Annotated in this window: 18 protein-coding genes; 11 read left to right on the plus strand and 7 right to left on the minus strand. The window is 61.5% G+C overall.

The genetic code is table 11. The annotated features are described in order from the left end of the window. Window positions 1-15 precede the first annotated feature (15 nt). Window positions 16-1,518 carry an aldehyde dehydrogenase gene (locus P9250_RS00350; RefSeq protein WP_310390639.1) on the plus strand — a complete coding sequence of 501 codons (1,503 nt, stop codon included), beginning with the start codon at window positions 16-18 and terminating at the stop codon, window positions 1,516-1,518. Window positions 1,519-1,634: 116 nt separating this feature from the next. Further along, a complete protein-coding gene (locus P9250_RS00355; RefSeq protein ID WP_310390640.1) occupies window positions 1,635-2,876 on the plus strand; it encodes a porin in 1,242 nt (413 codons plus the stop codon). A gap of 29 nt (window positions 2,877-2,905) precedes the next feature. Here P9250_RS00355 and P9250_RS00360 read toward each other — a convergent pair whose 3' ends face one another. Both P9250_RS00360 and P9250_RS00365 read right to left on the minus strand, forming a co-directional pair. Beyond that, on the minus strand, window positions 2,906-3,724 hold the full coding sequence (locus P9250_RS00360) for a CoA ester lyase (RefSeq protein ID WP_310390641.1): 819 nt from the start codon (window positions 3,722-3,724) through the stop codon (window positions 2,906-2,908). Window positions 3,725-3,811: 87 nt separating this feature from the next. Then, window positions 3,812-5,200 carry an MFS transporter gene (locus P9250_RS00365; protein ID WP_310390642.1) on the minus strand — a complete coding sequence of 463 codons (1,389 nt, stop codon included), beginning with the start codon at window positions 5,198-5,200 and terminating at the stop codon, window positions 3,812-3,814. Window positions 5,201-5,470: 270 nt separating this feature from the next. On the opposite strand from P9250_RS00365, the gene P9250_RS00370 reads away from it, so the two are divergent. From P9250_RS00370 to P9250_RS00400, 7 genes are all read left to right on the plus strand, one after another. Further along, window positions 5,471-6,634, plus strand: coding sequence for an acyl-CoA dehydrogenase family protein (locus tag P9250_RS00370; RefSeq protein WP_310390643.1), 1,164 nt, complete (start codon window positions 5,471-5,473; stop codon window positions 6,632-6,634). Then, complete coding sequence (locus P9250_RS00375; protein ID WP_310390644.1) at window positions 6,631-7,797, plus strand: CoA transferase; 1,167 nt, start codon at window positions 6,631-6,633, stop codon at window positions 7,795-7,797. Before P9250_RS00370 ends, P9250_RS00375 begins: the two co-directional genes overlap by 4 nt. Further along, the gene (locus P9250_RS00380; RefSeq protein ID WP_310390645.1) at window positions 7,794-8,924 is read left to right on the plus strand and encodes a CoA transferase; all 1,131 of its coding nucleotides are present in this window, start codon (window positions 7,794-7,796) and stop codon (window positions 8,922-8,924) included. Before P9250_RS00375 ends, P9250_RS00380 begins: the two co-directional genes overlap by 4 nt. A gap of 21 nt (window positions 8,925-8,945) precedes the next feature. Further along, window positions 8,946-9,446: a MaoC family dehydratase gene (locus tag P9250_RS00385; protein WP_310390646.1), complete on the plus strand. Its 501-nt coding sequence runs from the start codon at window positions 8,946-8,948 to the stop codon at window positions 9,444-9,446. A gap of 59 nt (window positions 9,447-9,505) precedes the next feature. Further along, on the plus strand, window positions 9,506-10,255 hold the full coding sequence (locus P9250_RS00390; protein WP_310390647.1) for an electron transfer flavoprotein subunit beta/FixA family protein: 750 nt from the start codon (window positions 9,506-9,508) through the stop codon (window positions 10,253-10,255). After that, on the plus strand, window positions 10,255-11,190 hold the full coding sequence (locus tag P9250_RS00395; RefSeq protein ID WP_310390648.1) for an electron transfer flavoprotein subunit alpha/FixB family protein: 936 nt from the start codon (window positions 10,255-10,257) through the stop codon (window positions 11,188-11,190). The genes P9250_RS00390 and P9250_RS00395 overlap by 1 nt, the downstream gene beginning before the upstream one ends. A gap of 66 nt (window positions 11,191-11,256) precedes the next feature. After that, entirely contained in the window at window positions 11,257-12,156 is a 900-nt protein-coding gene (locus tag P9250_RS00400; RefSeq protein WP_310390649.1) for a helix-turn-helix domain-containing protein, read from the plus strand. Between the two features lie 279 nt (window positions 12,157-12,435). On the opposite strand, the gene prpF is transcribed toward P9250_RS00400, so the two are convergent. The 4 genes from prpF to prpB form a co-directional block, all read right to left on the minus strand. Beyond that, window positions 12,436-13,629: a 2-methylaconitate cis-trans isomerase PrpF gene (gene prpF, locus P9250_RS00405; protein ID WP_310390650.1), complete on the minus strand. Its 1,194-nt coding sequence runs from the start codon at window positions 13,627-13,629 to the stop codon at window positions 12,436-12,438. A gap of 36 nt (window positions 13,630-13,665) precedes the next feature. Beyond that, window positions 13,666-16,263 (minus strand): Fe/S-dependent 2-methylisocitrate dehydratase AcnD, encoded by a 2,598-nt coding sequence (gene acnD, locus P9250_RS00410; RefSeq protein ID WP_310390651.1) that lies wholly within the window; start codon window positions 16,261-16,263, stop codon window positions 13,666-13,668. 169 nt (window positions 16,264-16,432) lie between these two features. Continuing rightward, window positions 16,433-17,599 (minus strand): 2-methylcitrate synthase, encoded by a 1,167-nt coding sequence (gene prpC, locus P9250_RS00415; RefSeq protein ID WP_310390652.1) that lies wholly within the window; start codon window positions 17,597-17,599, stop codon window positions 16,433-16,435. Between the two features lie 24 nt (window positions 17,600-17,623). After that, complete coding sequence (gene prpB / locus P9250_RS00420) at window positions 17,624-18,520, minus strand: methylisocitrate lyase (protein WP_310390653.1); 897 nt, start codon at window positions 18,518-18,520, stop codon at window positions 17,624-17,626. A gap of 194 nt (window positions 18,521-18,714) precedes the next feature. Between prpB and prpR the strand changes: the two genes are divergently transcribed. Then, window positions 18,715-20,661: a propionate catabolism operon regulatory protein PrpR gene (prpR, locus tag P9250_RS00425; RefSeq protein ID WP_310390654.1), complete on the plus strand. Its 1,947-nt coding sequence runs from the start codon at window positions 18,715-18,717 to the stop codon at window positions 20,659-20,661. A 441-nt stretch (window positions 20,662-21,102) separates the two neighbouring features. On the opposite strand, the gene P9250_RS00430 is transcribed toward prpR, so the two are convergent. Then, window positions 21,103-21,765: a TetR family transcriptional regulator gene (locus P9250_RS00430; RefSeq protein WP_310390655.1), complete on the minus strand. Its 663-nt coding sequence runs from the start codon at window positions 21,763-21,765 to the stop codon at window positions 21,103-21,105. 244 nt (window positions 21,766-22,009) lie between these two features. Between P9250_RS00430 and P9250_RS00435 the strand changes: the two genes are divergently transcribed. Then, window positions 22,010-23,680 carry a carboxylesterase family protein gene (locus tag P9250_RS00435; protein ID WP_310390656.1) on the plus strand — a complete coding sequence of 557 codons (1,671 nt, stop codon included), beginning with the start codon at window positions 22,010-22,012 and terminating at the stop codon, window positions 23,678-23,680. Window positions 23,681-23,872 lie beyond the last annotated feature (192 nt).

A 23,872-nucleotide genomic window follows, 5' to 3' on the forward strand; every position in this document is an offset into this window, starting at 1 on the left:
CTTACTGGAGCTCGCATGACGACGACAGATGCGCCGACCGAACGGCCTCGCTATGGCAATTACATCGGCGGCAAGGAAGTGCCCACTTCGGGCGGGGAAACCTTCACGTCGATCAACCCGACCACCGGCCGCGAATGGGGCGCCTTCGCGCTGTCGTCGGCGAGCGATGTCGATGCGGCCGTCGCGGCCGCCCATGCCGCGCTGAAGGGTCCATGGGGCAAGCTCTCGCCGAGCGCAAAGGGCCGCTTGCTGATGGCGTGGGGCGAGAAGATCGCCGAGAACGCTCGACGCATCGGCACGATGGAGTCGGAGCAGAACGGCAAGCTGCTCGCCGAAATGCAGGCGCAGGCGAAGATCGTCAAGGACTGGCTCTTTTACTTCGGCGGTCTCGCCGACAAGATCGAAGGCAGGGTCATCCCGCTCGAGCGTTCGAGCGTGCTGAACTACACGCTGCGCGAGCCGCTCGGCGTGATCGGCGTAATCGTGCCGTGGAATTCGCCCACGCTGATCGCGATCATGAGCATGGCGCCCGCACTCGCTGCGGGAAATGCGATCGTGCTCAAGCCTTCGGAGATCACGTCGGCGTCCGCGTTCGAACTCGTGCGGCTCGCGGAGGCGGCCGGCATACCGGCGGGCGTGATCAATGTCGTCACCGGCGCGCGAGAAACCGGCGACGCGCTAGTCGGACACGCGGGCGTCGCGAAGATCGTCTTTACCGGCAGCGAACAGGCGGGCCGCAGCATCGCGGCGAAGGCGGGCAGCCGGCTGGCGGCGTGCACGCTCGAACTGGGCGGCAAGAGCGCCAACATCGTGTTCGACGATGCACGTCTCGAGCAGGCCGAAGCGGGCGTGCTCGCCGGTATCTTCGCGGCGGCGGGCCAGACCTGCATTGCGGGATCGCGCGCCTATGTGCATCGGAAGATATATGACCGCTTCGTAGAACGGCTCGCGGTGCGTGCGAAGCAGATCAGGCTCGGCGATCCGCTCGAGGTCGCCACGCAGATGGGGCCGGTTGCGACCCGTGCACAGCTGGAGAAGGATCTTTCCATGGTGGCGCAAGCACGCGACGAGGGTGCCGAGCTGTTGTGCGGCGGCCAGCGCGCGTCAGTGCCGGGCTTCGCATCCGGGTTTTTTTTCGAGCCGACCATCGTTCATCATACTAGGCCGGACGACCACATCATGAACGAAGAGGTCTTCGGTCCGGTGCTGTGCGTGACGCCTTTCGATGACGACGAGGAAGTACTCGCGCTTGCAAACGGCACGCGCTTCGGGCTCGCGGCCGGCATGTGGACCTGCAATCTGCAACGCGCGCACTCGTTCGCCAAGCGGCTCGAAGCGGGCACCGTGTGGATCAACATGTACCGCGCGCTCGCGTTTAACTCGCCGTTCGGTGGCTATAAGGCGAGCGGTATCGGCCGCGTCAACGGTGCCGAAGCCGTCGAGCAGTATCTGCAAACCAAAAGCATCTGGTGCGAACTTGGAGATGAAGTTCAGGATCCTTTTATTCTGCGTCTGTGACGCGAAACGGCCTCGCGCGCGCCACGCGTGCGCGCGTCCGACATCGGTTCATCCGGTGTTTGCGCAAGTCTGATGAAGTTCGCTGTATTTCAACCGCTACCTATCAGGGAACTACAATGAAAACAAAGCTGGCCGCCACGGCGGCGGTGCTGAGCACGGTCGTCGGTGCATCGCCGGTCTGGGCGCAGAGCAGTGTCACGTTGTACGGCATCATCGACGTAGGTCTTAATTTTAATAACAACGTGCAGACGGGACGCAGCTCAACGGGTCTGCAAGGCGCCCGTCAATATACGATGCAGGACGGCGCGACGGGCGGGGTCCGTGGAAGTCGCTGGGGCTTGCGAGGAACGGAGGACCTCGGCGGCGGACTAAAAGCGCTCTTCGTGCTTGAGAACGGCTTTAGCATCACCAACGGGACGCTCGCACAAGGGGGCGCCGGACTGGGGCGCCAGGCGTTTGTCGGATTGCAGAGCAGCAGCTTCGGCACGGTTACGTTCGGTCGCCAGTACGACTCGGTCGTCGACTACATGCAGCTTTTCACGTCCGGCGCAATGTGGGCAGGCTATCTCGGCGCACATGCGGGCGACATCGACAACACGCTGAACACGCGTCGCGTCAACAACGCGGTGAAGTTCGCCAGCGTCGACTATTCGGGGTTCCGCTTCGGCGGCGTGTATGGCGTCGGGGGCGTGCCCGGCAGCATCTCGGCCAATCAGGTATGGTCGGTCGGCGCGGGTTATCAGAATGGCCCGGTGGCGTTGGGCGCAGCTTATTTGAATGCGCGCAATCCCAATTTTTCGTTCTACGGCACCAATCCGAACGCCGGCACCACCGCGGCCGCCAACAACCTCGGAAGCGCCGGCTCGGCGACCACGCCGCAGTCCAACCCGATCTACGCCGGCTACGCGTCCGCATCGACGACGCAGATCATCAGTGCGGCAGGCTCCTACAAATTCGGCGGCGCCACGGTCGGGCTCACGTATTCGAACGTGCAGTTTCGCGGCCTTGGATCAAACTCGGGACCGGACCCGCTGGGCTACACGGGCACCGCGAGATTCGACAACGCCGAGGCGAATTTCCGCTATCAGCTGACGCCGTCATGGCTCGCCGGCGTCGCCTACGTCTATACCCACGCGTCGGGCGCGAGTGAACGCAGCGGAGCGACCTACCATCAGGCACAGGCCGGCACCGATTACTTCCTGTCCAAGCGCACCGATGTCTACGCCATCGTCGTGTATCAGCACGCCAACGGGACCGATTCTCTGGGTCAGCCCGCCGTCGCCTACATTACCGGACAGTCGCCATCGTCGAACAACCACCAGATCGCCGTCCGGCTCGGCATGTCGCACCGTTTCTAAGCATGCGGCATTCGGCGCGCGGGTTCCGTTCATCTTGCTCTTGCGAGGATCATTCGGGCTCGCTCGATGACCGGGACGTCGATCAGCTTGCCGTCGACGACGGTGGCGGAACCCGCGCTCCCCTGGGCCGCCCGCAGAACGCGCGTGGCCCAGGCTAGGTCCGCCTCGGTGGGCGTGAACGCGTCGTGAGTCGGCGCGATCTGCTTCGGATGGATGCACAGTTTGCCGCCGAATCCGAAGCGTTGCGCGCGGCGGGCTGCATCGAAGATCTCGCCGGCATCGTCGAGCGCCATCGTCACGCCGTCAACCGGACTGCCGATATTCGCGAGCCGGGACGCGAGTGTCATCTGCGAGCGAAAATACGACAACTCCTCACCGTCGCCTCCAAACCCGGTGTCGAGTTGGAAATCGACCGTGCCGAACAGCAGGCGTTCCACGCGCGGAGCATGGCAGATCGCATCGAGCGCTGTGAATGCCGCCGCGGATTCGATCAGCGGCAGAAGGGCGAGGCGGGCATGACTTCGCGAGTCGATATGCGCCAGCGCCTCGGTGTTTGCCGCTTTCGGCACGACGAGCCCTTGCACGGCAGGATGGGCGGCAAAGGCGCCGACATCCTCGTCGAACCAGCATGTGTCGGCGGCATTGATGCGCACGTACACGCTGGCCAGCTCAGGCAGCGCTCGCAGTACTGCTTCGCGGGCGCGGTCCTTGTCGTGCGGCGCGACGGCGTCTTCGAGGTCCACGATCACGGCGTCGGCGCCCGCGAGCAACGCTTTTGCAAAGCGCTCCGGACGGTTGCCGGGGACGAACAGATACGACCTTGCTTCAGAGCGGATACGGGTTTCCATTGGGGCGGTGTGAGTGATCGGAGAAAGTGGAATGCCGCGACGGCAGTCGCGGCATGGCGGATGAAGGGCAGCGGTTCGCCGTGCCGTTTATCTCATGGGACGGGACGCTTCGAGCGTCGCGTCCGGGACATTGTCCTCGACAGGCGTGAGCGCTTCGAGCGAGCGCCCTTTGGTCTCGATACCGAGCGCGGCCACGACAACGATTTGCAGGACCAGCATCGACAGCATGGCAATCACGACGCCGCTCACCTGATAGCGGCCGTGCAGCGCGACGACCATGTATGGCGTGATCACCGTCATGAGGCGGCCCAGGGTGTTGCAAAAGCCCGATCCCCGCATCCGGATATCGGTCGGGAACAGCTCCGGCACGTACAGCGCCCACGCGAACGCGACCATCACATAGATGGTCGTCACGAGGCCGAAGCCGACCAGCGCGATCGCGGCGGGCGAGGTCACGTTCGGATAGATTGCGCCGAGCACCACGGCCACGCACGAAAACGCGATGATGCCGCGCTTGCGGCCCAGACGGTCGCCGGCCAGCATGCCGATCAATCCGCCGACCGGGCCGCCGAACGACATCAGCGTCGCGAAGCCGAGCGATGTGACGATGCTCATGCCGCTTTTCGCCATGAAGGATGGAATCCACGCGATGAACCCATAAATCACTGTGTTCAACACGATCAGGATCACGCTGCCCACGATCGTGCGGCGGATCAGTTCCTTCGAGAACAGCGCCGTGAACGAGCGCGCGATGGGAAGCGGCGGGGGCGCCGACAAGACCGGCGCCAGCGTATGCGTGCGCGAGATCTCGCTCTCGATATCGCTCAGTACGCGTTCAGCCTCGGCATAGCGGCCCTTCGATTCGAGCCAGCGAGGAGACTCGGGCATCTTCTTGCGCAAATACCAGACGACCATCGCGCCCGCGCCGACGATCACGAACATCCAGCGCCAGCCGTAGTTCGGGATGATCAGATAGCTGAGCAACGCCGACATGAACAGCGCGATATTGGTCAGCGCCGACAGCGCCGAGCCCCAGCGTCCGCGGTGCGTCGGCGGGATAAATTCGCTGACGGTCACATAACCGACGACGATCTCCGCGCCCAGCCCGATGCCCATGAAGAACCGCGCGACGATGAGCCACGACATGCTCGGGGCACAGGCGCCCGCAAGCGACGCGATGCCGAAGATCAGCAGGTTCGCCTGATAGGAGAAACGCCGCCCAAAGCGGTCGCCGAGTATGCCGGCAAGCCACGCGCCGAGCACCATGCCGGCGAACGTGGAGGATACGAATTGCGCGTTCTTCGCCAGATCCGACCAGCCGCTCTTGATCAGCGCGCCGAGCACCGCGGCGCCCAGATAGATCTCGAACGCATCGAGAAACATGCCGCCGGCGACCAGCCCGACGGTGCGCCAGTGAAAACCCGCAATGGGCAGACGGTCGAGCCGTGCGCCGGCTTTCGGAATCGAGCATGGCATGACGTCTCCTTGGAATGTTGCGATGTGCAGCGGCTGTCACGGCCGCCTCGGCCACGGCATGGGCCGGAGTATCGGCACATTAAGTTGACATGTACGTACATGTCAACTTAATCGGGCTAGTGATTTATACCTAAGTGTCTCCTGAAAAGATCAGTTTGGCTTTTACACTCGGAACTGCGTGTTGACATCGCCGGAAAGATGCCTTTACACTTATCCGTACAAGTTGCAAAGGATCAACCGGCAAAGCCGTATTCATGAAGGAGGACGGAAATGAACAACCCGGTCATCGACCCTGCGGAAGAAGCGCAGTTGCTGGATGCTATCGACCGTTGGGTGAAGCGTGAGGTCGAGCCGGTCGTGCTGCAGCACGACCATGAGGACATATGGCCTGCAAAGCTGGTCGAACAGATGAAAGAGCTTGGGCTGTTCGGCGCGACGATCAGTCAGGATTACGGCGGCCTCGGGCTGCCTGCATCGACGTATGCGCAGATCATCATGCGCATTTCGGCGACCTGGATGGCGATCACCGGCATCATCAATTCGCATCTCATGCTGGCGTTGGCGATCGAGAAATTCGGTACCGAGGCGCAGAAGGACACGTGGCTGCCCAAACTTGCGAGCGGCGAGATTCGCGGCGGTCTGGCGCTTACCGAGCCGGACGCGGGAACCGATCTGCAAGGCATTCGCATGACCGCCCGCAAGGCTGGGGATCACTACGTGATCAACGGCACCAAGACGTGGATCTCGAACGGCATCGAAGGGTCGGTCTTCGCGCTGCTGGTGAAGACGAATCCGGATGCCGATCCACGTCATAAGGGCATGAGCCTGTTCATCGCGCCGAAGCAGTCGGGCTTCACGGTTGGACGCAAGCTCGAGAAGCTCGGCTATAAGTCCATCGATTCGGCCGAACTCGTCTTCGACAACTATCGGATTCCAGCCGATCACCTGATTGGCGGTAACGAGGGGCAGGGTTTCTATCAGGCGACTGGCGGACTCGAACTGGGCCGCATCAACGTGGCGGCACGGGGCGTGGGTATTGCGGATGGCGCGCTCGCGCTGGCGACCGAATACGCGCAGGTGCGCAAGACCTTCGGCAAGCCGATCTGCGAACACCAGGCAATCCAGCTCAAGCTCGGAGAGATGGCCACGCGCGCGCGCGCCGCGCGCCTGCTCGTCATGGACGCGGCCGCCGCGTTCGATCGCGGCGAGCGCTGCGACCTGCAGGCGGGCATGGCGAAGTACTTCGCTTCGGAGGCCGCGCTGGAGAACAGCACGGAGTCGATGCGCATTCACGGCGCTTACGGCTACTCGAAGGAGTACCACATCGAGCGTCTTTATCGTGACGCGCCGCTCACGTGTATCGGCGAGGGGACCAACGAAATGCAGCGCATCATCATCGCGAAGCAATGGATCAAGAGGAATTCGATCGCATGAAACCCCTCAATGGAATCCGCATCGTCTCGGTCGAACAGTTCGGCGCGGCGCCGTACGGGTCGATGTTTCTCGCCGATCTCGGCGCTCAGGTGATCAAGATCGAGAACGTGGCGATCGGGGGTGATCCGGCGCGATACACCGGTCCTCACACACTCGGCAAAGCCGACAGCCAGTATTTTCAGACCTGGAATTCAAACAAGCAGAGTGTGACGCTCGACCTGCGATCGGCAGAAGGCAAGCAGGCGCTGCTACAACTCGTCGAGACCGCCGATGCCGTCGTCAACAACATGCGAGGCGACCTGCCGGCCAAGATGGGTCTCGACTACGCGACGCTGTCGGCGGTCAATCCGGCGATCGTCTGCCTACATATCTCCGCATACGGACGGGATAACGAACGCGCGTCGTGGCCCGGCTATGACTACCTGATGCAGGCCGAGTCCGGCCTTATGGATCTGACCGGCGAACCGTCCGCGCCGCCGTCGCGTCTGGGCGCGCCGTCGATCATCGATCACATGACCGGCATCACCGGCGCGGTCGGCTTGCTGGCCGCGCTGCTGGGCGCGCGCGCCTCGGGCAAGGGCTGCGACGTGGATACGTGCCTGTTCGACGTCGCGCTGCATCAACTCGGCTATTCGGCGATCTGGAGTCTGAACGAAAAGCACACCGTGACGCGGCAACCCCGGAGTTCGCATTTTTCGCTGACGCCGGTCCAGACGTTTCCCACCGCGGACGGGTGGATCTTCATCATGTGCATGACCGACAAATTCTGGCAGGCGCTGCTGACCGGCATCGACGCCCGGCAGCTCGCCACGGATCCGCGTTTCGTCGATGTCGACGCGCGCAACGCACATCGCGACGAACTGAACGCGGAACTCGACCGGGTCTTTCGCGAGCACGGCACGAACCATTGGCTGTCCGTGCTGCAAGGCAAACTGCCGATTGGTCCCGTGCTTACGGTCGGACAGGCGCTCGCGAATCCGTTCGTGGCCGAAAGCGGCATGATCAGCCAGGTCCCGCATCCGGCGCGGCCGGATTTCCGCATGCTCTCGAATCCGCTGAAGATCGACGGCGCTCGTCTTAGCCAGCGAGTCTGCGCGTCGCTGGGCGAGAACAGCGACGCCATCCTCGCCGAGCTGAACGACCGCGAGACGAGCGCGTCATGAAGCTGACCGGTATCCGGGTACTCGATCTCACCTCGTTTCTGCCGGGCCCGTATCTGACGCTCGCGCTCGCCGATCATGGTGCGGAAGTGATCAAGATCGAAGCACCGCAAGGCGGCGATCCGGGCAGACACATCGCCCCGTCCGACGGCGATACGACGGTCTTTTTCCGCAACCTCAACCGCGGCAAGAAAAGCGCCGTGCTGGATCTTAAAAGCGCCGAAGGCAAAGACGCATTGCTGACACTGTGCGGATCCGTCGATGTCTTCGTCGAGTCGTTCCGGCCGGGCGTGATGAAGCGCCTCGGCGTGGACTACGAAAGCGTGCGCGCGCGTAATCCGCGCATCGTGTATTGCTCGCTCAGCGCGTTCGGACAGACCGGTCCCTATGCGCTGCGTCCGGCGCACGATCTGGCGGCCGAGGCGTTGAGCGGCGTGCTCAGCATGACGCTCGGCGAAGACGATCGACCGGCCATGCCGGGCGTGCCGGTTTCGGATCTGCTCGCGGGCCTGCAAGGGCTGTCGGGCGTGCTGATGGCGCTGCTCGCGCGCGAGCGTACGGGCGAGGGCGAATTCATCGACATCAGCATGCACGACGCGATGCTCGCCGGATGTCTCAACATTCTTGGGCCGGCGCAACTGAGCGGCGTGCAGCCCGTGGCCAAGCATCAACGCACGACGGGCGGCGGTGCGCTTTATCGTAGCTACCGAACCGGCGACGGACGGTATCTGAGCCTTGCCGGGCAGGAGCCGAAGTTCGTCGAGGCGCTGCTCGGCTATTTAGGCCGAAGCGATCTGTGCGAACTCTGTCTGCGTGGGCCAGGTCCGCACCAGCAGCCTGTGATGGACTTTCTCTCTGCGACCTTCGCGACGAAATCCGTCGCCGCCTGGGATGAGATCCTCGGGACGCTGGACATCTGTCATGCCGTCGTGAAGACATTGCCCGAGGCGCTCGACGACGAGCACGCAATCGCACGCGGCATGGTGAACACGGACCAAGAAGGGCGGCGGTACATCGGTCCGCCTATCCATTTCAAGCATCAGCCCGCACGACCGGATCTACATGTCGCGAAACTTGGCGAACACAACGCCGAGCTCGGCCTGCCGGCCGTGCCTCGCCAGGCTGACTGAGTTTATCGACGGAGTATCACCATGAGCGACATAACGCACGAAACCGTTCGTATCCGGGAAAACGCAGGCCGCTTCTACGAAGATTTCGAGCCGGGTCATATCTACGAACATCGGCCCGGCCGCACGATTACCGAGACCGACAACATCTGGTTTACGTTGTTGACCATGAATACCCATCCGCTCCACTTCGACAACGAATATGCGTCGCAATCGGAGTTCGGGCGCGCGCTGGTCAATAGCTGTCTCACGCTTTCGATGGTGGTCGGGATGAGCGTGCGCGACGTCAGTCAGCACGCCATCGGCAATCTGGGCTGGGACAAGGTATCGCTGACCGCGCCGGTTTTCGTCGGCGATACGATCTATGCCGAGTCGGAAGTGCTCAACAAGCGCGAATCGAAATCGCGCCCGACCCAAGGCATCGTGACCGTCAGGACGGTCGGACTGAAAGCCGATGGGACGCGCTTCATGCAGTTCGAGCGAACGGTGCTCGTGCCGAAGCGCGGCTCGGGCATCGATGTGTAAATTTCGGACGATGCGGGCAGCGCGTGCATCGAAGACCAGTGAAATGCAGTGAGGCAGGGATGAAGATTCTGGTGCCAGTCAAGCGCGTGGTCGATTACAACGTGAAGGTCCGGGTGAAGTCGGACAACACGGGAGTCGATATCGCCAACGTGAAAATGTCGATGAACCCGTTCGACGAGATCGCCGTGGAAGAAGCGGTGCGTCTGAGGGAAGCGGGTGTCGCGACCGAAGTGATTGCCGTGTCGTGCGGCGTGACGCAGTGTCAGGAAACGCTGCGCACGGCGCTGGCGATCGGAGCGGATCGTGCGATTCTCGTCGAATCCGCCGATGAATTGCAGCCGCTGGCGGTGGCGAAGATCCTGAAGGCGCTGGTCGATCAGGAAAAGCCTGAGCTCGTGATTCTCGGCAAGCAGGCCATCGACGACGACTCGAATCAGACCGGTCAGATGCTGGCCGCGCTGGCGGGTTTGCCGCAGGCGACCTTCGCCTCGAAGGTCGTGATTGCGGACGGCAAGGCCACCGTGTCGCGCGAAGTCGATGGCGGCGCCGAGACGCTGTCGCTGATGCTGCCCGCCGTGATCACGACAGACCTGCGCCTGAACGAGCCGCGTTATGTGACGCTACCGAACATCATGAAGGCAAAGAAGAAGCCGCTGACGGTCGTGAAGCCGGCCGACCTTGGCGTGGATGTCGCGCCGCGACTGAAGACGCTGAAGGTCGTCGAGCCGCCCAAGCGCAGCGCCGGCATCACAGTGCCGGATGTGCAAACGCTGGTTGGCAAACTGAAGAACGAAGCGAAGGTGATCTGATGACCATTCTCGTTATTGCGGAACACGACAACGCGTCGATCAAGGCATCGACGCTGAATACCGTTGCAGCGGCCGCGAAGATCGGCGGCGACGTGCACGTGCTGGTCGCGGGTTCGAACGCGCAGGGCGCGGCAGATGCCGCCGCGAAAATCGCGGGCGTGGCTAAAGTGCTGCTCGCCGATGCGCCTCAACTTGTCGCAGGCCTCGCGGAGAACGTCGAAGCTACGGCGCTGAACATCGCGAAGGACTATTCGCATATCCTCGCGCCGGCGACCGCATACGGCAAGAACATCGCGCCGCGTATCGCCGCGCATCTAGATGTCGCGCAGATCAGCGACATCACCGCCGTCGACAGCGCGGACACGTTCGAGCGTCCGATCTACGCGGGCAACGCGATCGCGACGGTGCAATCGAGCGATCCGATCAAGGTCATCACCGTGCGCTCGACCGGCTTCGATCCGGTGGCGGCGGAAGGCGGCAGCGCAGCGATCGACAAGATCGAAGCGGCGGCGGACGCGGGTATCTCGCAGTTCGTCAGTCGCGAAGTGACGAAGCTTGATCGGCCGGAACTGACGAGCGCGCACATCATCGTGTCGGGCGGGCGTGGCTTGGGAAGCGGAGAGAACTACACGAAGACGCTCGAACCACTCGCCGACAAACTCGGCGCGGCGCTAGGCGCATCGCGCGCGGCGGTCGATGCGGGCTATGTGCCGAACGACTATCAAGTGGGCCAGACCGGCAAGATCGTCGCGCCGCAACTGTACGTGGCCGTGGGCATATCGGGTGCGATCCAGCATCTGGCCGGCATGAAGGACAGCAAGGTAATCGTCGCGATCAATAAAGACCCCGAAGCGCCGATCTTCAGCGTTGCCGATTACGGTCTCGTCGGCGACCTGTTTGTGCATGTGCCGGAGCTGACAAGCACAATTGATTGACGGCTTGAAAATTTTTTCGCTTAACTGCGCTCCGCATCTGCCTTGTTCATTTGCAGGAATTCAGCGATGAGATTCACTGGCCACAACTCTACGGCAGCGGTCCCGCGTTCCGTTCCACCTGATCTCTCGCTTAAAGGCGAGCTTTCTGTGCTTTCCACGGATCAACTCGAGGACCGCGTAAGAGGGATTGGCTCCACTCGCTCTGGAACGCAGAGCCTTGAACGCGCCATTCGAATACTGCGTGTACTCGCATCTCGCCACCGCACTGGCTGGAGGCTTTCTGATTTGGCCGCTTGCTGCGGCTTGGACAAGAGTTCCACGCACCGGCTGCTAGCTTGTCTGATCCGCGAAAGGCTGGCGCAACAACGCTCCAAAGATCTCCGTTACATGTTAGGGCCGCTTGCTTGGGAGCTGGGACTTTCAGTGCCATTCCATCCCGAACTGGAAGGTTCGTGTCGTGAGCGGCTCGCTGCCGTTGCCCTCCGGTTCGATGGCATTGCTTTCCTGATGCTGCGAAGCGGCTATGAGTATGTTTGTGCTTTGCGCACTGGTCATGCAGATTTGCGCGCGGTGTCGGTTGGAGTCGGCACGCGCCGTCCACTCATTACAGCGGCTGCTGGAGTATCGATTCTGCTTTCGCTTCCCGCGCATGAAGCTGCCGACGTGCGCGCCAAGAATCAAAAGCAGGAAATTAGCCGCTGCGTTGGAGCAAGCCTCGAATCGCTGGACAGTATGTATCGGCGCTCTGAAGTGTTTGGCTTCGGCATCAGCCTTGGCGATCTAGTGCGCGGGGTCCACTCGGTTGGTGTGCCCGTATTTAGTCAGGCTCGTGTTCCTGTCGCTGCTTTGTGCTTGGCTGCGCAGGCCGCCAGGTTGCCCGATTCGAGATTGATAGAGGCCAGCGAAGCGCTCCTCACGGTCGCGCCGATTGCAGCCGCTGCTTGCGCGGGCACAATTCCGCTTTGATCCAGGTGCGGCTTCTCCTACGCACTGACATCTCCGCGTCAACTCGCAATTTCTCCCGGATCTTGCCGCGGACCCGCCTGATATTGGCTAAGCAATGCCAACCGCTGGGTTTTGTGCCGGTCGATGGCACTCGCTTTGCCACGACGCCTTACCCCGGATGAGGACTCTTAAACTGAATCTCACGATGCGATTTCGTACGACACCGCTCGGAGGCACGCTAGGTTTTTTACCGAAGAGTCTCATCCGATACGAACAGGACGAGTCTCCGACAATCAACGCTTAGCCGTCCAAGTCGAACGGAACGCGCACATACCCTTCCATCAGCACGCGCGCGCTGCGGCTCATCATCGCCTTCGTGACCTGCCATTCGCCGTCCGCTTTCACCGCCTCGGCGCCGACCCGCAACGTGCCCGACGGATGCCCGAACCGCACCGATTGACGCTCGCCGCCGTCCGCCGCGAGATTGACGAGCGTGCCGGGAATCGCCGCCGCCGTACCGATGGCGACTGCGGCGGTGCCCATCATCGCGTGATGCAGCTTGCCCATCGACATCGCGCGCACGAGCACGTCCACGTCCTCTACGCCGACCGCCTTGCCGCTTGATGACACGTAAGCCACCGGTTTCGCGACGAACGCAACCTTTGGTGTGTGCTGGCGCTGCGCGATCTCATCAAGGTGCTTGATGAGACCCATGCGCAGTGCGCCGTGTGCGCGAATCGTCTCAAAGCGCTCGAGGGCGGCTTCGTCGCCGTTGATGGCGTCCTGCAACTCGGTGCCCGTGTAGCCGATGGCGTCCGCATCCAGAAAAATGATCGGAATGCCCGCGTTGATCATCGTGGCCTTCAGCGTCCCTATGCCCGGGATGTCGAGGTCGTCCACCACATTGCCGGTGGGGAACATCGAGCCGCCAGCGCCTTCCTTCTCCGCAGCCGGATCGAGGAACTCCAGTTGCACTTCGGCGGCCGGGAAGGTTACGCCGTCGAGTTCGAAGTCGCCCGTTTCCTGCACGGCACCGTTCGTCATCGGCACATGCGCGATGATGGTCTTGCCGATGTTCGCCTGCCAGATGCGCACGATCGCGATGCCGTTATCCGGCACGCGGTCCGGATCGACCAATCCGCTGCTGATGGCGAACGGGCCGACCGCTGCCGACAGGTTGCCGCAGTTGCCGCTCCAGTCCACGAACGGCTTGTCGATGGACACCTGACCGAACAGGTAATCGACGTCGTGACCGGGGCGCGTGCTCTTCGACACGATGACAGTCTTGCTCGTGCTCGATGTCGCGCCGCCCATGCCGTCGATCTGCTTGCCGTACGAATCGGGGCTGCCAATCAAGCGCATGAAGAGGGCGTCGCGCGCGGCGCCCGGAACGCGTGCCGCTTCGGGCAGATCATTCAGCTGGAAAAAGACGCCCTTGCTGGTGCCGCCGCGCATGTAGGTGGCGGGAATCCGGATTTGGGGTGCGTGTGCCATGTTTATCGAATCCTTGTAAAGAGAGGGCCGCGTGCGTCAGGCCGCTGCCTTCGACGACTCCAGGAAGTCCTGCGCGAAGCGCTGCAATACGCCGCCCGCTTCGTAGATCGAGACCTCCTCGGCCGTATCGAGCCGGCAGGTGACCGGTACTTCCAGACGTTCGCCGTTCTTGCGATGTACCACGAGCACGAGATCGGCGCGCGGCTTGCGCTCGCCGTTCACGTCGTAGGTTTCCGTGCCGTCGAGCGCGAGCGTCACGCGATTGACGCCTGCCTTGAATTCGAGCGGCAATACGCCCATGCCGATCAGGTTCGTGCGATGGATGCGCTCGAAGCCTTCCGCGACGATGGCCTCCACGCCCGCGAGCCGCACACCCTTCGCGGCCCAGTCGCGCGACGAGCCTTGTCCATAGTCCGCACCCGCGACGATGATGAGCGGCTGCTTGCGCTCCATATACGTTTCGATGGCTTCCCACATGCGCGTGACCCGGCCTTCCGGTTCGATACGCGCGAGCGACCCTTTCTTCACCTGTCCGTCGATCACGGCCATCTCGTTGACGAGCGTCGGATTGGCGAAGGTCGCGCGCTGCGCCGTCAGATGATCACCGCGATGGGTCGCGTACGAGTTGAAGTCCTCTTCGGGCAGGCCCATTTTCGCGAGATATTCGCCTGCCGCGCTGTTCGCAAGAATGGCGTTGGAAGGCGACAGGTGATCGGTCGTGATGTTGTCGCCGAGCACGGCGAGCGGCCGCATGTTCTTGAGCGTGCGCTCGCCCGCAAGCGCGCCTTCCCAGTACGGCGGACGGCGAATGTACGTGCTCTGGCCGCGCCAGTCGTAGAGCGGGCTGATGGCGTCGCCGCTTGCCTGCGTGAGCGCAAACATCGGCTCATACACGCGGCGGAAATGTTCCGGCTTCACGCTTTGCGCGACGATCGCGTCGATCTCGGCATCGTCGGGCCAGATGTCCTTCAGATACACCGGCTGCCCGTCCTTGCCGACGCCGAGCACATCCTTTTCGATATCGAAGTGGATCGTTCCCGCAATCGCATAGGCGACGACGAGCGGCGGCGACGCGAGAAACGCCTGCTTAGCATAGGGGTGAATACGGCCATCGAAGTTGCGGTTGCCGGAGAGCACGGCGGTGGTGTAAAGCTCACGATCGACGATTTCCTGCTGGATGACGGGATCGAGCGCGCCCGACATGCCGTTGCAGGTCGTGCACGCGAACGCGACGATGCCGAAGCCGAGCTTTTCCAGTTCCGACAGCAGGGCGGCTTCCTGCAAATACAGTTCGACCGCCTTCGATCCCGGCGCGAGCGACGACTTGACCCACGGTTTGCGCGCGAGACCTTGCGCGTTTGCATTGCGCGCGAGGAGCGCCGCCGCGATCACGTTGCGCGGATTGCTGGTGTTCGTGCAACTGGTGATGGCCGCGATGATGACCGCGCCGTCCGGCATCTTGCCGGGTGTTTCTTCCCACTGGCGCGCGATGCCGCGGTCGTAGAGCTGCGCGGTCGGCAGGCGCTTATGCGGATTCGACGGCCCGGCCATGTTGCGCTCGACGCTCGACAGGTCAAAACGGAGAATGCGCTCGTATTGCGCGTTACCGAGCGTGTCGGCCCAGAGGCCAGCGGTTTTGGCATAGGTCTCGACGAGGCGGATCTGCGCTTCGTCGCGGCCCGTCAGACGAAGATACGCGATGGTCTGCTCGTCGATGTAATACATCGCGGCGGTCGCGCCGTATTCCGGCGCCATGTTCGAGATGGTCGCGCGATCGCCGAGCGTGAGGCTCGACGCGCCTTCGCCGTAGAACTCTAGGTACGCGCCGACGACTTTTTCGCGGCGCAGGAATTCGGTTAGCGCGAGCACGATATCGGTTGCGGTAATGCCCGGCTGGCGCTTGCCCGTCAGTTCGACGCCGACGATATCCGGCAGGCGCATCCACGACGCGCGGCCCAGCATGACGTTCTCGGCTTCGAGACCGCCCACGCCGATGGCAACGACGCCGAGCGCATCGACGTGCGGTGTGTGGCTGTCGGTGCCAACAAGCGTGTCGGGAAACGCGACGCCGTCGATCGAATGGATGACCGGCGACATCCGCTCCAGGTTGATCTGATGCATGATGCCGTTGCCCGGCGGAATGACCTCGACGTTCTTAAAGGCCTGCTTGGTCCAGTCGATGAAGTGGAAACGGTCTTCGTTTCTGCGATCTTCGATAGCTCGGTTCTTCTGAAACGCGTCCGGATCGAAGCCTCCGCATTCGACGGCGAGCGAGTGGTCCACGATCAGCTGAACTGGCACCACAGGGTTCACCTTGGCGGGATCGCCGCCCTGATCGGCGATGGCGTCGCGCAGGCCCGCGAGATCGACGAGCGCCGTCTGGCCGAGAATGTCGTGGCAGACGACACGCGCCGGAAACCACGGAAAATCGCGCTCGGTCTTGCGTTCGATCAATTGTCGCAGCGACGCTTCGAGAATCTCCGGGTCGCAGCGGCGCACGAGGTTTTCAGCGAGCACGCGCGAGGTGTAGGGCAGCGTGTCGTAGGCGCCGGGCGAGATGGCGTCGACGGCCGCGCGCGCATCGAAGAAATCGCATTGGGTGCCGGGCAGGGGTTTGCGGTTTGCAGTGTTCATGGCCGTGTCTCGCTCATCGCATGGTCTTTGACTGTAGACGCCATGCTCGAAGGTAGGGTGGGGGCAGGTTGAATCGGTTTTTATGGACCGCTGGAAAAAGCCTCTGCTGCCGGGGGGCGACAGAGCATAACTCCGCGCGCTCTCAGGACGCAGAGGGACGAACGCAAACTTACCTGCGGTCGGCCAGTGCGACGAAATCGAGGTTGTCTGGTCCCGTGTAGTTCGCACTCGGCCGGATGATTTTGTTGTCGATGCGTTGCTCGATGATGTGCGCGCTCCATCCCGCCGTGCGCGAGATGACGAAGAGCGGCGTGAACATGGCCGTGGGCACGCCCATCATGTGATACGAAACCGCGCTGAACCAGTCGAGGTTGGGGAACATTTTCTTTGCGTCGGCCATCACGGATTCGAGCCGTTCGGCGATGCTGAAGAGCTTGTTGTCGCCCGCTTCCTTCGAGAGCTTCTTCGCGACTTCCTTGATGACCTTGTTACGCGGATCGGAGATGGTATAGACCGGATGACCGAAGCCGATCACCACTTCCTTCTTCTCGACGCGTGCGCGAATGTCGGACTCGGCTTCGTCGGGCGTCTGATAGCGCGATTGAATTTCGAACGCGACTTCATTGGCGCCGCCATGTTTCGGGCCGCGCAATGCGCCAATGCCACCCACGATCGCCGAATACATGTCCGATCCCGTGCCCGCGATCACGCGAGTGGTGAACGTGGATGCGTTGAACTCATGTTCAGCGTAAAGATTGAGCGATACGTGCATGGCTTCGACCCACGATTTCGAGGGCTCCACGCCATGCAGCAAATGCAGAAAGTGTCCGCCGATGGAGTCGTCGTCAGTTTCGACTTCGATGCGCTTGCCGTTGTGCGAGTAGTGATACCAGTAGAGCAGCATCGAACCGAGCGAGGCCATCAGTTTGTCGGCGATATCCTTCGCGCCGGGAACGTTGTGATCGTCTTTTTCGGGCAGGATGGTGCCGAGCATGGATACGCCGGTGCGCATGACGTCCATGGGGTGCGCGGACGCCGGAATCCATTCGAGCGCGGCCTTGAGGTTTGCGGGCAAGCCGCGCAAAGCCTTGAGTTTTGTCTTGTACGCCTTCAACTCGGCGACGTTCGGCAGCTTGCCATGCACGAGCAGATACGCGATCTCCTCGAACTCGCTGGTGGTCGCGACATCGAGAATGTCGTAACCGCGATAGTGCAGGTCGTTGCCGGTCTTGCCGACTGTGCACAACGCGGTGTTGCCCGCGGTCACGCCCGAGAGGGCAACCGATTTCTTCGGCTTGAAACCGCTCGTTGCGGTGCTGTTGTCTGCTTCGCTCATTACTCAGTCTCCTGAAGCTGGGGGTTATTTCTGCGCCGAAAACAACTGATCCAGCTTGTCTTCGTACGCGTGATAGCCGAGATATCGATACAGGTCGGCGCGCGTCTGCATCGTGTCTACGGCGGCTTTTTGTGTGCCATCGCGCCGCACGGTCTCGTAGAAGTTGAGCGCGGCGGCATTCATTGCGCGATACGCGCCGCAGCAATAGAGCGCGATATCGACATTCGCGTCCTTCAGTTCGTCGGTCGTGAAGAACGGCGTCGAGCCGAACTCGGTCAGATTCGCGAGAATCGGCACGCCGACCGCCGCCTTGAAGCGCCGATAGTCGTCGAGTGTCTTCATGGCTTCGGGGAAAATCATGTCCGCTCCGGCTTCGACATAGGCCACGGCGCGCTCGATCGCGGCGTCGATGCCTTCGGCGGCGGCCGCGTCGGTGCGCGCCATGATTACGAAAGCGTCGTCGGTGCGCGCATCAACAGCGGCTTTCACACGATCGACCATTTCACCCGTCGTGACGACTTCCTTGCCCGGGCGATGCCCGCAGCGTTTCTGTCCGACCTGATCTTCGATATGCACCGCCGCCACGCCCGCATTAATGAACGAGCGGATCGTGCGCGCGATGTTCAACGCGCCGCCCCAGCCGGTATCGATATCGACCATGAGCGGCAGCGACGACGCATCCGTGATGCGGCGCGCGTCGATCAGCACGTCTTCCATCGTGCTGATCCCGAGGTCCGGCATGCCGAGCGAATTGGCGGCCACGCCGCCACCCGAGAGATAGAGCGCCTTGAAGCCGACGGCTTCGGCCATCTTGGAGGCATAGGCGGTGATCGCACCGACGACCTGCAAGGGCGATTCGTCCCGGACGGCGTTACGAAACCGCGCGCCGGCGGTCTGTCCAGGTGAGGATGTTGAGTGCATGTTGATGTCTCCGTAAAAGGCGCCGTAATAGTGCAAATTCTTTGCCATGCAGAAGCGCGCTCGTAACCTGTTGATTTTTATATAATCGTCAATTTGCACCGTGCGCACTTCCTTTCATAAGTGAAATTCCAATTTCGGAATGGGGATTCACGCGATATCCTGTCCGTCTTTTTAAAAGTCATTTCCGGAACAGCATGAAAGCAGAATCCGCATCGCATCCGCGCATCTGGGCGGTCGGCATCAGCCGGCTGCGGGACCTGTTCTTGGATGTCAGCAGCGAGTACGCCGACCGTGCCGACCTCGACGTGGTCGCGCTGGGTTATGAAGATGCCGTGGCGCGCATCGAGAGTGAGACCGGCGAGCGGCCGGACGTGGTGGTCGGCGGCGGATCGAACGGCGCGTATCTGAAATCGCGCGTCTCGGTGCCGGTGGTGATCATCAGCCCGACCGGCTTTGATGTCATGCATGCGCTCACGAAAGCGCGTCAGGACGGCGCGCGGATGGCGCTTGTCACGCACGGTGAGACGCCGCAGGAGATTCGGCGCTTCTTGTCGGCCTATGCCATCGACGTGGCCTGCGAATCGTATCGTTCGGCGGAGGATGCGGAAATTCTCGTGCATGACCTGCGCGACCGGGGTATCGATGTCGTGGTCGGGCCGGGCCTCGTGACCGACCTCGCCGCTCGTGCCGGCATGCAGTCGGTGTTCCTCTATTCGCGGACATCAGTGGCAGCCGCGTTCGAGACCGCGCTGGAAGTCGCGCAGGCGATGCGCCGCGAAGTCGGGCGGCGCACGCGGCTCGATAACCTGTTACAGCATCTGCGCGATGGCGTCGTCGCGGTCGACGCAAATGGCTGTATCGAGGCCATTAATCAGCGTTTGCTGTCTGCGCTCGGGCTCACCGATGCTGCACGCATCGTGGGCCGTCCGCTGCTTGACGTCGCGCCGGCACTAGGCAGTATCCTGCCTTCGGACGGCGAAGACCGAGTTGGCAGCGTGCGCGGTGTCAGCTACGCAATCCATTGTGGTCCGCTGGCGGGCGACGGCGCCTCCGGTGGCACGATCTACACGTTTCAGGAATCCCGAGCGGTGGAGCGGCTGGACCGGACGCTGCGCTCGCGACAAGGCGCGCAGGAATTCGTCGCGCGTTATCGGCTCGACGCGATCGTCGGGGAATCGGATGCGATGCAGCGCGTGAAGGCGCAGGTGTGCAAGTACGCGACATCGGATGCGACGCTGCTGATTCTCGGCGAAAGCGGCACGGGCAAGGAAATGGTCGCGCAGAGCATGCATCAGATGAGCCGGCGGCAGGACTTTCCGTTCGTCGCGATCAATTGCGGCGCGTTTCCAGAGGCGTTGCTGGAGAGCGAACTATTCGGCTACGAGGAAGGCGCGTTCACGGGCGCGCGCAAGGGCGGCAAGGCGGGGCTGATCGAGGCGGCTCATCGCGGCACGCTGTTTCTCGATGAAATCGGCGAGATGCCGGCGTCGCTGCAAAGCCGGCTGCTGCGAGTGTTGCAGGAACGCGAGGTCGTGCGGCTGGGCTCGACCGAATCGACGCGCGTGGATATCCGCGTGATCGCCGCCACGCACCGGACGCTCGCGCAAGGCGTGCAGGACGGCTCGTTCCGCGCCGACCTGTTCTATCGGATCAATATATTGAGCATCGCGTTGCCGCCGCTGCGGGCGCGCGCCGGCGACATCCTGCCGCTCGCGACGGAACTGCTGATGCAGGCCGCGAGCCGCGAGGTGGCGCTCGGATTGCGCCTGCCGAACCGCGATGTCGTGAAGAAAGTGCTGGCGCCGCTCGACGGAGTGTTGAGCGCATATCGCTGGCCGGGGAATGTGCGGGAATTGCAAAACGTGATCGAACGCGTGGCGGTGGAAATCGCGCATCTGCGCGAGAAAAACGGACGCGAGTCGAGGTTGTCACTGGAAGATTTTGCAGCGATTGCGCCCGAGGTCTGCGAACCGGCGCGAGACGACGATGCGAATTTGAGCCTGCGTCAGTTGAGCCGGACCGCCGAGGCGGATCAGGTGCGCGCGACGCTTGCCGAATTCGGCGGCGACCGCGATGCCGCATGCAAGGCGCTCGGCATCAGCAAGACAACGCTCTGGCGCAAGTTGAACGCAAAAAGGTAATTGTCGTCGTCCCTCGTGGCCCTGAGGCCTGTTTTACATAAATAGTATTAACGCATTTTCATATGTAGTCCTTATCGAATTAAAGTTGATCCAGCTTTCCGGATTTGTCGGCTTTAGATTGCAAGGCTCGAAATGTGTGATAGAGATCATCGCGGGGCACGCTGAACACTCGCTTCCGCCCCCCCTGAACGGCCATTTGAGTGAGCTTGTGAATCGCTGATATGCGCGTGGTAGCAGTTTGTGGCGATGTAAGCCCAGCTTCGGCCGACACGCCCATGAAGCCGAGCCCCTCGAACCACGGTCAATCGTCTCGCAACTGGCCTGCAATCTTGTGGACGGGCCATCGCGCGGGAAATGCATGAGCGGCGGCCACCGGCGCCAGATAAAATCATTAAAGCCATTGGCGGGCACGCCTTTCCCGCGGCAACTGACAAGCCTAACCTAGCTGCTAGCGCGGATGCCCGCAGCAATATACCGACTCAGCATTGCAATTTTTTTCTTCATCGGGATGCCAGCGTATTTGCCCTGCGAGATTCGTACCATTCGTCCATCGAAATCGCTCATGACCAACGCGCCAACTGAAAATAGGTATGCCCAGCACAGGTACTCGTGTGACGCTGTGGGGATCGCCTTTCTCAGCGCATCGATGAACGCCCTAGCCAGAGGATCAAAATATTCTTCGATGATGCCTCGCGTAGCTTCCTGTGGATCAGACGCTTCCCGCACAACGAGCTGCGCGTGGTAGATGCCTTCCGGAGTAGCGTGACTGCGGACAATCGGAGCGATGAAAGCGCGCACGATCCTCTCGACTGCGTCCTCGCTGTCGAAGTCGTCGATCTTGCCAAGGTCGTTTAGACGTTCCTCCATGATTTCCCTACGGAATTCAAAGATCGAACGGTATAGATTCAGCTTCGTTTCGAAGTGATAGACGATGATCGGTAAGCCGACCTCCGCGCTTTTTGCGATGTCTCGCATCGACACCCCATGATAACCCTCCTGCGCAAAAAGCTTCTCAGCGGCAACGAGGATTCGCTCGCGCTTGTCTGGCTCATGCGCCGGTTTTGCTTTAATCCGGCGCGCTTCCGACGTCGTGCCAACTGTCATTTGATTTCCTTATTAACGGTCTACGTGAAAACTCTAACATGCATTTGATTAGCACAAAATTGCACGTACGTACAGTCTAAAATATATTCTTCGAAACTGGGACATGGTTCGACGACTTTTACACGAGCTTGCAAGTCACGACGCTATTAGCTTAGACTGTACGTACGTACAGTCAACACTGCGATTTCAAACCCTGTACTCAACGGCCACTGCCGATTTGAGTCCACAAGCATCGGAGATTCATATGCAAAGCGAACTTGGTGTCGTAGAAACGCGCTACGGCAAACTCGAAGGCGGACGTGAGAACGGTCTGCGCGTTTTCAGGGGAGTCCCTTTCGCAAAGCCGCCGATCGGCGCATTACGGTTCTGTGCCCCACGACCACTTGAGCGGTGGACCGGCGTGCGGTCGGCAACAAAATCCGGCCCAGCGTCTGTACAAATCAATCTCGTCAACGCGCAGGAAGTTCTGAAGGAAGTGGCGCAATTAGATTCCGGCGTACCTGGCATTCCGGCATGGCCCGGATACGTCGGGAAAGTCTATAACCACGAGCATATCGCGGAAGACTGCCTATACCTCGACATTTGGGCACCGGACAACCGGCCACGCGGCCTTCGTCCCGTGTACGTCTACTTCCATGGCGGTGCGAATGCGGTGAGCTCGGGATCATTCGCTGTCGAACGCGGAGAAAACCTGGCTCGGGAAGAGGATTTCATCGTCGTTCGCCCGAACTATCGAATGGGCGCGCTAGGCTGGGTGCATTTTGGCCTCGTGAGCGACGAGTTTCCCGAAGCAATCAACCTTGGCGTGCAGGACCAAGTGGCGGCGCTAGCATGGGTATTCGAGAACATCGAAGCGTTCGGTGGCGACCCGGAGAACATCACGATCGGTGGAGAGTCTGCCGGGGCGACCGCAGTATCGCATCTTCTGACATACCCTCCAGCTCGCCGGTACTTTAAACGAGCGATCCTTCAGTCGCTGTCGCCTTTCAACGTTTGGTGCACCCAGCAGCAGGAAGAAGCCCGCTTCGTCGCCAACAAGTATCTGGAACTTCTGAAGCTTGACGACTTTTCCAAGCTTCACGACATTGACCCGATTCGGCTGCTCGCCGTTCAGAACATCATGACGCGCTTCTTCGATCCCGACGCAAATGTTGCCTGGCGTCCGCTGGGCGGTGTCATCGACGGACAATGGATTCCCGAGGCGCCTGCCCAGTTTCTTTCCAGTCCCCGCTCGGATGACTTGAAAAAGCCATTGATGATCGGGTTCGCAAAGGATGAATGGCAATTCTTCCGCGGACACGCGAAGACTATTGTCGAAGGATCCGAAACGCAGGCACTGGCGATCCTGAGCCAAGTCTATGGCGACGCGCATGCGCGGGACCTCTACGATGGCTACCGAAAACTGTACCCCGACCATACTCAGCCTGGCCATACAGTTTCGGACATCATGTCGTTTGAGTTCTTCAAATTTTCTTCGCTGGAGATCGCTAGGCGTCAGTCATCGAGCGGCACACCTGTCCATGTCTTTGAGTTTGCTTACGATCTTCCCGGCTTCGGCGGCTATCTACGCGCAGTGCACACGGGCGATATGCCCTTCCTCTGGCGCAATCATGCTGAAGAGGACCTCTTGCAGTGGCCGGCGTTCGACGGTGCGGACCGCGAAGACGTCCGGCGCGTCTCGAGAGAGATGGGACAGCTCTACGCGGCGTTTATCCGCGAGGGGCAACCGGACGATCGGTGGCGGCCGTACGATGGCGAAAGACAGTCGATATTGTGGTTCGGAAAAATCGTTGAATCCCGACCGAATCTACTGACAGCGGAACTCGAGCTTTTCCGCCGGCACGCTTCCGAAAGCGTCGGGCAACTCGAAGCGCTTCTGGTCAACAACGTTCGCAGGAAAATCGGCGCCGCTTGAATAGTGAGGGCGTCGGTGGCCTTTTTGCGTTCCGCTACTTTGCCGTATTGAGCGTGTCTCCCCGACGCATACTTGCCTGATGGCGAGAGGTCGGCCGAGGTGGATAAGTCCCGCAAGACACTGCGGCCTGTGTCGTCTTCTGCACCGTGCATTGCTGTTTACCCCAGCGTTGCAAAAGCTGCTTTTTATTTT

The organism is Caballeronia sp. LP006 (genome assembly GCF_031450995.1).
Taxonomy (GTDB): domain Bacteria; phylum Pseudomonadota; class Gammaproteobacteria; order Burkholderiales; family Burkholderiaceae; genus Caballeronia.

Excerpts from the sequence above, each read along its gene's own strand:
- prpR (WP_310390654.1), top strand. The coding sequence starts at position 18,715 with ATGAAAGCAGAATCCGCATCGCATCCGCGCATCTGGGCGGTCGGCATC.
- prpF (WP_310390650.1), bottom strand. The coding sequence starts at position 13,629 with ATGGCACACGCACCCCAAATCCGGATTCCCGCCACCTACATGCGCGGC.
- P9250_RS00375 (WP_310390644.1), top strand. The coding sequence starts at position 6,631 with ATGAAACCCCTCAATGGAATCCGCATCGTCTCGGTCGAACAGTTCGGC.
- P9250_RS00355 (WP_310390640.1), top strand. The coding sequence starts at position 1,635 with ATGAAAACAAAGCTGGCCGCCACGGCGGCGGTGCTGAGCACGGTCGTC.
- P9250_RS00370 (WP_310390643.1), top strand. The coding sequence starts at position 5,471 with ATGAACAACCCGGTCATCGACCCTGCGGAAGAAGCGCAGTTGCTGGAT.
- P9250_RS00395 (WP_310390648.1), top strand. The coding sequence starts at position 10,255 with ATGACCATTCTCGTTATTGCGGAACACGACAACGCGTCGATCAAGGCA.
- P9250_RS00350 (WP_310390639.1), top strand. The coding sequence starts at position 16 with ATGACGACGACAGATGCGCCGACCGAACGGCCTCGCTATGGCAATTAC.
- P9250_RS00385 (WP_310390646.1), top strand. The coding sequence starts at position 8,946 with ATGAGCGACATAACGCACGAAACCGTTCGTATCCGGGAAAACGCAGGC.
- P9250_RS00360 (WP_310390641.1), bottom strand. The coding sequence starts at position 3,724 with ATGGAAACCCGTATCCGCTCTGAAGCAAGGTCGTATCTGTTCGTCCCC.
- prpC (WP_310390652.1), bottom strand. The coding sequence starts at position 17,599 with ATGAGCGAAGCAGACAACAGCACCGCAACGAGCGGTTTCAAGCCGAAG.
- P9250_RS00365 (WP_310390642.1), bottom strand. The coding sequence starts at position 5,200 with ATGCCATGCTCGATTCCGAAAGCCGGCGCACGGCTCGACCGTCTGCCC.
- P9250_RS00390 (WP_310390647.1), top strand. The coding sequence starts at position 9,506 with ATGAAGATTCTGGTGCCAGTCAAGCGCGTGGTCGATTACAACGTGAAG.
- P9250_RS00400 (WP_310390649.1), top strand. The coding sequence starts at position 11,257 with ATGAGATTCACTGGCCACAACTCTACGGCAGCGGTCCCGCGTTCCGTT.
- acnD (WP_310390651.1), bottom strand. The coding sequence starts at position 16,263 with ATGAACACTGCAAACCGCAAACCCCTGCCCGGCACCCAATGCGATTTC.
- prpB (WP_310390653.1), bottom strand. The coding sequence starts at position 18,520 with ATGCACTCAACATCCTCACCTGGACAGACCGCCGGCGCGCGGTTTCGT.
- P9250_RS00380 (WP_310390645.1), top strand. The coding sequence starts at position 7,794 with ATGAAGCTGACCGGTATCCGGGTACTCGATCTCACCTCGTTTCTGCCG.
- P9250_RS00435 (WP_310390656.1), top strand. The coding sequence starts at position 22,010 with ATGCAAAGCGAACTTGGTGTCGTAGAAACGCGCTACGGCAAACTCGAA.
- P9250_RS00430 (WP_310390655.1), bottom strand. The coding sequence starts at position 21,765 with ATGACAGTTGGCACGACGTCGGAAGCGCGCCGGATTAAAGCAAAACCG.